Genomic DNA, 8,630 nt, shown 5'->3' with positions numbered 1-8,630 from the left:
GGATCAGGTTCACGACGACCCGCCCCGCGACCTTCTCCCGGAGCGCTTGCTCCGGATACACCGCCGGCGAGTCTTTCGTCAGCTTCGGGGGAACCACCTCGTTCGCCGCGGGCTGCTGCGCGAACGCGGTCGCCGGCGCGAAGGTGGCGAGCGCCGCGCCTCCGAGCGCAAGCTGAAATGCCGCCCGCGCCGCGAGCGAACGGATGGATTGCGGCCTCACGCGCCGCTCCGATGCTTCGAAGTCATTCGACGTTCCGAGGATTCCGCTCGGCGGCTCCTCTTTGCCCGATCGCGCTAGCAATGTCGATGCCGGATCGCATCGACGGGACAATCCCTCGCGCGCGCGCGGCGCGTGAACGACGCGTAACGATCGATGCGAGAACGGTGGTCGATGCGCGCGCTACGTCCGGCGCACGCCCATCGCGTTCGACAGCAACATCTCGCGGACCCCTTGCGCACGCTCGCGCGCGACGGGTACGGTGAGGCCCTTCTCGACGCCGGTCTCGCCCGGGGCGAGGGCGACGCCGACGAAGATCGTGGTCTCGCTGCCGTCGCGGTCCAGCCGCTTGATGTGCGAGGCGTTCACGAGCCAGTTGCGGTGAACGCGCGCGAACGTGCGGCCGAGCGAGGACTCGATCGCGGAGAGCGAGAGGTCGACGTCGAACGTTCCGTGCGCGGTGTGGACCGACGTCAGCCGATCCGCCGCCTCGAACGCCCAGACCTCCGAGGGATCGAGGAAGACGAGCCCGCGGCCGCGCCGCGCGACGATGCGCATCGGCTGCTGGGTCGAGACCGTACCGCGCTCGCCGCGGCGCGCTTCCAGGCGCTCGAGGCACGCCGCGACGCGCTCCTCCGTGAACGGCTTCAGCAGGTAGTCCGCGACGCCGAGGTCGAACGCCTCGAGGGCGTGCTCCTTGAACGCGGTGGCGAGGACGAAGAGCGGCGCGTCCGGCGCGCGCGCGAGCTCCCGCACGAGCTCGAGGCCGGCGCCTTCGCCGTCCGGCATGAGGTGGACGTCCACGAAGACGACGTCGACGGGGACGCTCGCGGCGAGGACGGCCTTCGCCTCTTCGATCGTCGCGATCGCGCCGACGACCTCGGCGTTGCCGGTGCCCTCGAGGAGCTCGACGAGGTAGTTGCGCGCGGGCCACTCGTCCTCGAGGACGAGCGCACGGAGGGGGTTCACGCCGTTCTTCTTCACGACAGCTCCTTCGGGTTTTCCTTCGTCGGGGAGGGGAGCTCGACGATCGAGCGCGTCCCCTCGGCGGTAGATTCCATGCGTAGCACCGCGTCGGGGAACTTGAGCTCGAGCCGCCGCCGCACCGAGCGGAGCCCGAACGCGCCCGCGCGCGGCTCGGCGTTGGGGAGGCCCGGGCCGTTGTCCTCGATCTCGCAGACGACCTTGCGCTTCGCGTCGCTGTCGGCGAGCCGCACGCGCACCGTGACGAGGCCGCAGCCCTCCTGCTTCTTCGTCCGTCGCAGCGCGCCGTGTTTGACCGCGTTCTCCACGAGCGGCTGGAGGAGGAGGCGCGGGACGAGCGTGCGCTTCGTGCCGGGCTCGATGTCCCACTGGAAGCTCAGCGTCCCGGCGTGACGCGACTCGAGGATCTCGGCGTAGCGCCGGAGCCAGGCGACCTCGTCCTCGAGCGGCTGCAGCTCGTCGCCGTCGTGGAGCGCGTCGCGCAGGAGCTCGCCGAGGCACGCGATGAGGCGCCGTGCTTCGCGCGGGTTCTCGTTCACGAGCCCGGCGATCGCGTTGAGCGTGTTGAGGAGGAAATGCGGCTCGAGCTGGGAGCGCAGGCGCGAGAGCTCGGCGGAGATCTTGAGCTGCTCCGCTTCGATCTTGAGCTTGTCGGCCTCGAGCGCGCGGAGCCGCGCGTCCTCCGCGACGTACGGGAACACGAACGCGAGCGCCCACACGCCGGTGTGGAGCATGCCGACGACGAGGCCCCACGTGATCGAGAACGCCATCGTGCGGGGAGGACCGTCGCTCCTCAGCGAGGGGACGGCGGGGACGACGACGAGCGTGTAGAGGAGGACGAAGACGAGCGAGACGACGGCCGAGATCGCGATCGTCCACGCGAGCGTCGCGCCGATCGTCGCGCGCCGCCGCTGGTTGTGGTGGTACGCGGTCGAGAGCGCGACCGCGAGCGTCGCCATCTCGAGCACGTACCAGCCGAACCGCACGACGACGGGCTCGACCTGCTGCGAGCGCACCGCGAGCGGCGCGGTCTGGAGCACCATCGAGAGCAAGAGGATGGTGACGCCGATGACGAGCCGGTTCTTCGCCAGCGCCGTGGGCTGCGACGTCGCGCCCGGCACGAGGCGCAGCAGCCAGCCCATGAGTCCGGAGCGCTCGTCCACGATCGAGGACCCTAGTCCATCGACTCAGCCCCGGCGAACACACCCCGACGGGTCGCATCGCGCCGCGGGCGGACGGCCGCGCGGGTCCACCCGTGTTCGTCAACGATGTCGAATGTTTGACTGCCATGGAGTAAGCTGAGGAGGTGACGATGCTCGGAGGGAGGATGTTCGTCGTCGCGCTCGCAGCGGCGGCGGCGAGCGCGGGGGCGTGCAGCAGCGAGGACGGAGGCGCCGGCGCGTGCGGTCCCGAGAGTCAGGACGAGGTCCCGAACGATCTCGCGTGCACGGGCCTCTATTCGGACTTCGCGACGAGGACGATCGCGCCCACCGCGCGCGCGTACGCGCCCGGCGTCGCGTTCTGGAGCGACGGGCTCGACAAGGATCGCTACATCGAGCTCCCGGAGGGACAGACCGTCGACGCCACGTCGATGGATGATTGGAAGTTTCCGAACGGGACGAAGGTCTGGAAAGACATCCACAAGGGACCGAAGAAGGTCGAGACGCGCTTCTTCTGGAAGACGAACGCCGGCAAATGGCTGCAGACTTCGTACGTCTGGTCCGAGGACGGCACGAAGGCGACCGTCGGCGCCGGCACCGACGTCATGCTCGACGGCGAGCCGTACCACATCCCCACGACGACGGAGTGCTCGGAGTGCCATCGCGGCCGCAGGGACAAGCTCCTCGGCTTCGAGGCGGTGTCGCTCGCGCAGCCCGGCGCGACGGGCGTGACCCTCGCGACCCTCGCGCGCGAGGACAAGATCGTCCCGAAGCCGGCGGTGACGGCGGTGACGGTGCCGAACCCGGCCTACGGCGTGCTCCACGTGAACTGCGGCGTGACCTGTCACAACGCGACGCCGTCGGCGACCGCGGAGACGACCGGCCTCCGGCTGCGCCTCGCGTTCGAGGAGCTCGCGGCGAACGAACCCGAGGTGGAGTGGGACCTCTACAAGACGCTCGTCGGCGTCGAGACGACGAGCGCGGGCCGCGCCGGCCTCCGCGTCAAGGCGGGCGCGCCGGACGAGAGCGAGCTCGTGAAGGCGATGGGCATGCGCGGCGACGGCCAGATGCCGCCGCTCGCGTCGACGGTGGTCGACACGCAGGGCGTCGACGTCGTGAAGCGCTGGATCGAGGGCCTCCGCTGAGCGAACGTCCGTTCTACGAACGCCTCGTCGTCTTCGAGAAGAACCTCCTCGTCGATCGGGGGCTCCGGCTCGCCGTCGTGGTGGGCCTCGCGGCGTTCGCCGCTTTCCTCGTGCATCGGCCGTTCCTCCTCGGCGCGCTCGGCGTCCACCTCGCCGCCATCGCCGCCGTCATCGGGTACAGCGCGCGGCGCACGAACTGGTTCGCGCGGCCCCGCGTTCGGCACGTCCGCGCGTCGGCGACGGAGCTCCGCGTCGACGACGTCGCGATCCCCCGCGCCGAGATCGCCTCCGGTCGCTATCAGCCTCGTCCGCCCGTCGCGAAGGACGCGAAGAAGAGGGCGGCCGGCTCGACCGTTCAGCTCTTCGATCGGTGGCAACGCCTCGTCTTCGAGGCGGAGGTCGCGTCGCAGGACGAAGGCAACGCCCTGCTCGCGGCGCTCGGCCTCGACGCGAGTCAGCAGCGCGCCGAGTTCACCGCCGCGTCGCCGCTGATGCGCACGGTGGGCCGGCGTATCCTCGTCATGCTCGCGAGCCTCGCGGCGGCGTCCGCCTTCGCCCCGCTGCTCGGCCCGCGCGCGGGTCCGCTCTGGATGGGCTTCGCCGCTCCGCTCATCGTCCTCGCGATGCTCCGGGCGAAGATCGTCGTCGGTCGCGACGGCGTCCTGTTGCGCTGGATGGGGTGGAAGCGCTTCTTCCCGATGGCCGACATCGTCCGCGTCCAGCCCGAGGGATTGACCTCTATCTTGCTCGAGCTCCGAAATGGGAAACAGGAAATCCTTTATCTGAATTCCGACAAGTCGAAAGGCGGCGGCGTCGAGACCGAATATCGCGACGCGGTCCTGGCGCGTATTCGCGAAGCGCACGCGAGCCAGCGCGCGCTCGGCCCGGTCGCGGACGTGTCGGCGCTCGTCGCGCGGGGCGAACGCACTCCCGAGGAGTGGAGGAAGGCGCTCGCCGCGCTCTCGTCCGACGAAGTCGGATATCGCCGCGCGTCGGTGCGGGCGGAGGACCTGTGGCGCGTGGTCGAGGACCCGCGCGCGGCCGAGGACGCGCGCGCGGGCGCGGCGCTCCTCCTCCGCAAGGGCCTCGACGAGGAGGGCAAGACGCGCGTCCGCGTCGCGGCGGAGGCGACGGCGTCGCCGAAGCTCCGCGTCGCGCTCGAGGCGGCGACGTCCGAGTCCGAGGAGGCCGCGTTCGAGGCGCTCGAGGAGCTCGCGGTCAGGAAGCGCCGCCGCTGAGCGTCAGCCGTCCTCCGGCGGGCGGAGGCGGAGCCCCGAGACCGCCCAGCGCCCGGAGGTGAACTGGGCGTCGGCGAGGTCGCCGTTCTCCGAGATCGTGATCACGTCGCAGTTGTGCGGGTTGGCGAGGGAGTCGAACTCCTCGACCGAGAGGTGCATGAAGCGCATCACGAAGCAGCGGATCGTGAGGCCGTGCGTGACGATGAGGACGCGGTCCGACTTCTTCCGCTCGATCTGGCGCATGAGCGACTCGAGGAACGCGGAGGTGCGGTCGTAGCAGTCGGCCGGGCTCTCGCCGCCGCGGAAGCGGTAGTAGAACCAGCCGTGCCGCTTGCGCAGCTCCTCCTGCGTCTCGACCGGCTCGTACCCGTGCTCGACCTCGCGCAGGCGCGGGTCTTCGTAGCGTCCGCTGCGGAGCGAGAGCGGCGCGATGCCGACCGCTTCGTGGATCTCGAGGAGCGTGTCGCGCGTGCGTTGGTACGGCGACGAGTACACGAGCGCGCCCTCGATGAACCCGCGGCCGATGTGGCGTCCGACCGCGCGCGCCTGCTCGCGCCCGCGCTCCGAGAGCGGAATGCCCGGATCGCCGACCTCGTGCGCGGACACGAGACCGATGTTCGCCTCCGACTCGCCGTGGCGAACCAGCTTCATGACGAGACCCATGCTCCATCACTTACAGCAAACGGTCGTCGGTTGCGCGAGCGTCGGTCCGGTCGGGGGCGCGGCGCCGTTCGGCTGGCAGCCGACGCCGGTCGGCGGATCGGGATCGTAGCGGTGCGAGGCGTACGCAGCGGCGCCGGATCCGGCCGTCGCCGTACACGCGTTGTTAGCGGTAAACACGATTCCCGCGGCGCCGCTGCAGTCGGCGCTCGCGAAGTAGGAGACCCTCCCGCGCGTGGGGCAGTTGCCGCCGACGCTGCAACCGCAGTCGTTCGTGCAGCCGAAGCTCGCGCTCGCGCCGACGAGATGACGCTCCGGCCACGCGGCGGGGCACTCCGGCACGTCACCGGTCGTGGCGATGCACGCCGCGTACGGTGTGACGGCGGGCGCGCACGTCTTGCCGTCGCACTGCGGGACGACGCTCGCCCGACAGAGGCGGCGCGCGACCGTCTTGAGCTTGGAGTCGTCCTTCACGGCGGTGCGCGAGCAGGTGCCGCCCGTCCGCGTCGCGGCGACGGGCACGTACCTGCGCTCGTTGGCGGGGAAGGGGCCGAGGAAGCCGCTCCCGTCGCAGCGAGCAGGGATCGTCGCGGACGGCTGCAGACAGGCGGCGCCGTTCGGTCCGAACGAGGACATGATCTGGGCGTTGGGGGAGGCGTTGCAGGTGGGCGGCTGGGTCACGCTGCAGCTGCACGTGCACGCGCCGGGATCGAGCGACGGCGTCTCGACCACGTCGGCGGGCGCGCCGAAGTCGGCCGGACACGCGGCGTCCCGCGGTCCGAGCGCGACGAGCTGGTAGCCGGCCGGCACGTCGCTGCATTCTGCGGCGCTGCATCCGTCGACGACGGACGCGTCGGGATCGCCGAGCAGGCTCCCGTCGTCGCTCGCGTCGCGTGCCGGTGTCGGCGGCGCGATTGATCCGGTCACGGTGGGTACCGGCGCGCTCGCCTCCGACGCGTCGGGCGCGTCGCCGACGACGAGATCGCCGACACCCGTGATGACGGTGCATGCCGCCAGCCCCACCCCCATGGAGCTGGCGAAGATGGCTCGCGAGAGCCACGGCTTCCCCATCCCTTCAGCATAGCCCGAACTACGGCGCCGGCGGCGTAGCAATCAGCGCCTTTACCTCCTTCATCCGCTCGTTCGGGACGGTGATCGAAAGGTTGTAGTGTGCAATCTTCCAGGTCCCTTCGTCTCTGGGGCCGGGCTCGCGCACGAGGACGCCGCTTCCGCGGGCGGGCCCGAGGTTCGGGGTGTCGAGGTCCTCGTCGAACCACGCCACGTCGCCCACGAACGAGATGTCGCGCCGGATCGCACGGAAGCTCCACGCCTTCCCTTTCGCGAAGTGCGGATGCGCGTACGCACGGAACTGCGGCAAGGTCCAACGCTCGGTCGCGTCGGTCCCCATGAAGACCGCGCCGTTCGCGAAATGACCGAAGTACCGCTCTTCGTCGGCCTTCGAGGCGGCGTCGTGCCAGTCGTCGAGGAGCTGGGTGATCGCGGGCGCGGCCGGCGGAGGCGCGGACGGTGCGGCCGGACGTGCGCACCCGACGGCGGCGAGGCACGTGAAAACGAGGAGGAAGCGCATGCCCCGAGCTTCGCACGTTTGTTGCTATCCTGACGGGGATGCGGAGCGGAGCCTGGTGGGGGCTCGTCGCGTTCGTCGCCGTGGTCGGTTGCGGTGTGCTTCCGAGCGGCGACGTGAACGACGGCGAAGCGTGCAAGACGGACGGTGACTGCGACTCGGGCCGGTGCACGAGCGGCATCTGCACGCGCGACTGCAAGGAGGACCGCGGCTCCTGCCAGTCCGGCTGGATCTGTCAGGAGTTCGAGCGGGACAACATCATCTTCTCCGGCACGTCGACGAGCTACGAGTGCGTCGCGACGTGCGCGGCGTGTCCGTCGACGATGTACTGCCCACCCGGCGATCAGACGACCGACGACAAGTGCCAGCGGAAGCCGTGGGGGCCCGACGTCCGCTTCGTCGATCCGGGCGAGCTCCCGCTCGGCGAGCCGGTGGTGCTGAAGGCGACGCTCCTCGCCTCGCGAAGTCCGGTGAAGGCTTATCGCTGGTCCTTCAACGACGGGACCGATCCGATCGAGACGCCGGTCCCGGAGGTCACGCACACGTTCCTCCGGCGCACGTCGGGCTCGAGCACCGTGACCGCGACGGACGCGAACGGCGCCTCCAACACGACGCCCTTCCAGCTGCAGTTCCGCTGCGGCGAGGAGGGCGCGCAGTGCGCGGTGGAGGGTGGCTGCTGCGTCACGGACACGTATTGTCTCCCTCCCGACGGCGGGGGCTTCACGGTCTGCCGCCGCGTCGCGCCGCTCACGGCGAAGATCGAGGGGCCGGCGCTGGTGCCGGAGGGACCGGCGACGTTCGACGTGATCGCGAGCCCGAGCCCGACCGCCGTGACATGGAGCCTCGAAGGCGATTTCGGCTCCTCGGAGTCGGGGACGACGACGCACACGTTCGAGCTGAGCGCGCGGAAGGCGCGCCACGTCGTGATCGCGCGCGTGACCGACGCGCTCGAGCGCAGCGTCGAGGCGAAGCACGAGGTGGCCGTCTGCGCGCGCGAGAAGCAGCACTGCAACGGCCGCTTCGGCTACGTCGCGCCGTGCTGCGAGGGGCTCACGTGTTCCCCTGGCCCGTTCTCGGAGTGCGTGACGCCGTGACGGTCTCGCCGTTCCGCGGCGTCGCGACCTCCTCGAGGCGCACCGCCGTGCCGTAGGCGACGACCTCGATCTCGTTCGAGTCGTACCGCATGCCGATCACCGCGTCGGCGCGGAGCAGCTTCGCTTCTTCGATCATCCGGTACTCGGCCGCCTGGCGCGCGGCGGTGAAGGGCCCGAGCGGCGGCTCGTCGGGCCCGCGCTCCCGCCGGAGCGCGATGCCACGCACGACGCCGAGGAGCTGCTTCACGCGACAGCCGGGGACCTCGGTCCCGGTCGTCACCGCGACGTTGGTCTGAACCTGCGGCTCCGCAGAACGATATGGCGACCCCGTCATGACCATCGAAAGCTTAGACGACCCCCAGCCCCGTTGCTTGGCCGCCGTCGCCGCCTTCCCCCCGCTCCGATCGCCGCTGAAAACAGGGACCATCCGATCTCGACTGCTCCCGAGACGCGTCAGCATGGGGCACTTCTCGGGGCAGGCGTTGGAGCTGGCCGAGCTGCGGAGCCAGGTGAGGGAGCAGAATCGCACGATCTCCGAGCTGCTCTC

The 8,630-nt window shown here is 70.6% G+C and carries 10 protein-coding genes; 3 read left to right on the top strand and 7 right to left on the bottom strand.

Annotated elements, in window-relative coordinates; all coding sequences use genetic code 11:
- The 3 genes from KF837_36215 to KF837_36205 form a co-directional block, all read right to left on the bottom strand.
- The coding region (locus KF837_36215) for a hypothetical protein (protein ID MBX3232825.1) at positions 1-220 on the bottom strand (220 nt) is incomplete at its 3' end.
- Between the two features lie 180 nt (positions 221-400).
- Entirely contained in the window at positions 401-1,201 is an 801-nt protein-coding gene (locus tag KF837_36210; GenBank protein MBX3232824.1) for a response regulator transcription factor, read from the bottom strand.
- The gene (locus KF837_36205) at positions 1,198-2,364 is read right to left on the bottom strand and encodes a histidine kinase (GenBank protein MBX3232823.1); all 1,167 of its coding nucleotides are present in this window, start codon (positions 2,362-2,364) and stop codon (positions 1,198-1,200) included. The genes KF837_36210 and KF837_36205 overlap by 4 nt, the downstream gene beginning before the upstream one ends.
- Positions 2,365-2,513: 149 nt before the next feature.
- On the opposite strand from KF837_36205, the gene KF837_36200 reads away from it, so the two are divergent.
- Positions 2,514-3,506: a hypothetical protein gene (locus KF837_36200; GenBank protein MBX3232822.1), complete on the top strand. Its 993-nt coding sequence runs from the start codon at positions 2,514-2,516 to the stop codon at positions 3,504-3,506.
- Between the two features lie 77 nt (positions 3,507-3,583).
- Positions 3,584-4,744: a hypothetical protein gene (locus KF837_36195; GenBank protein MBX3232821.1), complete on the top strand. Its 1,161-nt coding sequence runs from the start codon at positions 3,584-3,586 to the stop codon at positions 4,742-4,744.
- A 3-nt stretch (positions 4,745-4,747) separates the two neighbouring features.
- On the opposite strand, the gene KF837_36190 is transcribed toward KF837_36195, so the two are convergent.
- Genes KF837_36190 through KF837_36180 form a run of 3 tightly spaced genes read right to left on the bottom strand, consistent with a single transcriptional unit; the run spans position 4,748 to position 6,992 of the window.
- A complete protein-coding gene (locus KF837_36190; protein MBX3232820.1) occupies positions 4,748-5,395 on the bottom strand; it encodes a histidine phosphatase family protein in 648 nt (215 codons plus the stop codon).
- An 18-nt stretch (positions 5,396-5,413) separates the two neighbouring features.
- Positions 5,414-6,475 (bottom strand): hypothetical protein, encoded by a 1,062-nt coding sequence (locus KF837_36185; GenBank protein MBX3232819.1) that lies wholly within the window; start codon positions 6,473-6,475, stop codon positions 5,414-5,416.
- Between the two features lie 19 nt (positions 6,476-6,494).
- Complete coding sequence (locus tag KF837_36180) at positions 6,495-6,992, bottom strand: nuclear transport factor 2 family protein (GenBank protein MBX3232818.1); 498 nt, start codon at positions 6,990-6,992, stop codon at positions 6,495-6,497.
- 38 nt (positions 6,993-7,030) lie between these two features.
- Between KF837_36180 and KF837_36175 the strand changes: the two genes are divergently transcribed.
- On the top strand, positions 7,031-8,083 hold the full coding sequence (locus KF837_36175; protein ID MBX3232817.1) for a PKD domain-containing protein: 1,053 nt from the start codon (positions 7,031-7,033) through the stop codon (positions 8,081-8,083).
- On the opposite strand, the gene KF837_36170 is transcribed toward KF837_36175, so the two are convergent.
- A complete protein-coding gene (locus KF837_36170) occupies positions 8,040-8,417 on the bottom strand; it encodes a heavy metal-binding domain-containing protein (protein MBX3232816.1) in 378 nt (125 codons plus the stop codon). The genes KF837_36175 and KF837_36170 overlap by 44 nt on opposite strands.
- Between the last annotated feature and the right edge of the window lie 213 nt (positions 8,418-8,630).

The organism is Labilithrix sp. (assembly GCA_019637155.1).
Classification (GTDB): Bacteria; Myxococcota_A; Polyangia; order Polyangiales; family Polyangiaceae; genus Labilithrix.
The sequence above is the reverse complement of the archived record's forward strand: the minus strand, read 5'-3'. Positions and strand labels throughout refer to the sequence as shown.

Bases quoted from the DNA above. Each gene is read 5' to 3' on its own strand.
- KF837_36200 (MBX3232822.1), top strand. From the start codon at position 2,514: ATGCTCGGAGGGAGGATGTTCGTCGTCGCGCTCGCAGCGGCGGCGGCG.
- KF837_36190 (MBX3232820.1), bottom strand. From the start codon at position 5,395: ATGAAGCTGGTTCGCCACGGCGAGTCGGAGGCGAACATCGGTCTCGTG.
- KF837_36185 (MBX3232819.1), bottom strand. From the start codon at position 6,475: ATGGGGAAGCCGTGGCTCTCGCGAGCCATCTTCGCCAGCTCCATGGGG.
- KF837_36180 (MBX3232818.1), bottom strand. From the start codon at position 6,992: ATGCGCTTCCTCCTCGTTTTCACGTGCCTCGCCGCCGTCGGGTGCGCA.
- KF837_36175 (MBX3232817.1), top strand. From the start codon at position 7,031: ATGCGGAGCGGAGCCTGGTGGGGGCTCGTCGCGTTCGTCGCCGTGGTC.
- KF837_36170 (MBX3232816.1), bottom strand. From the start codon at position 8,417: ATGACGGGGTCGCCATATCGTTCTGCGGAGCCGCAGGTTCAGACCAAC.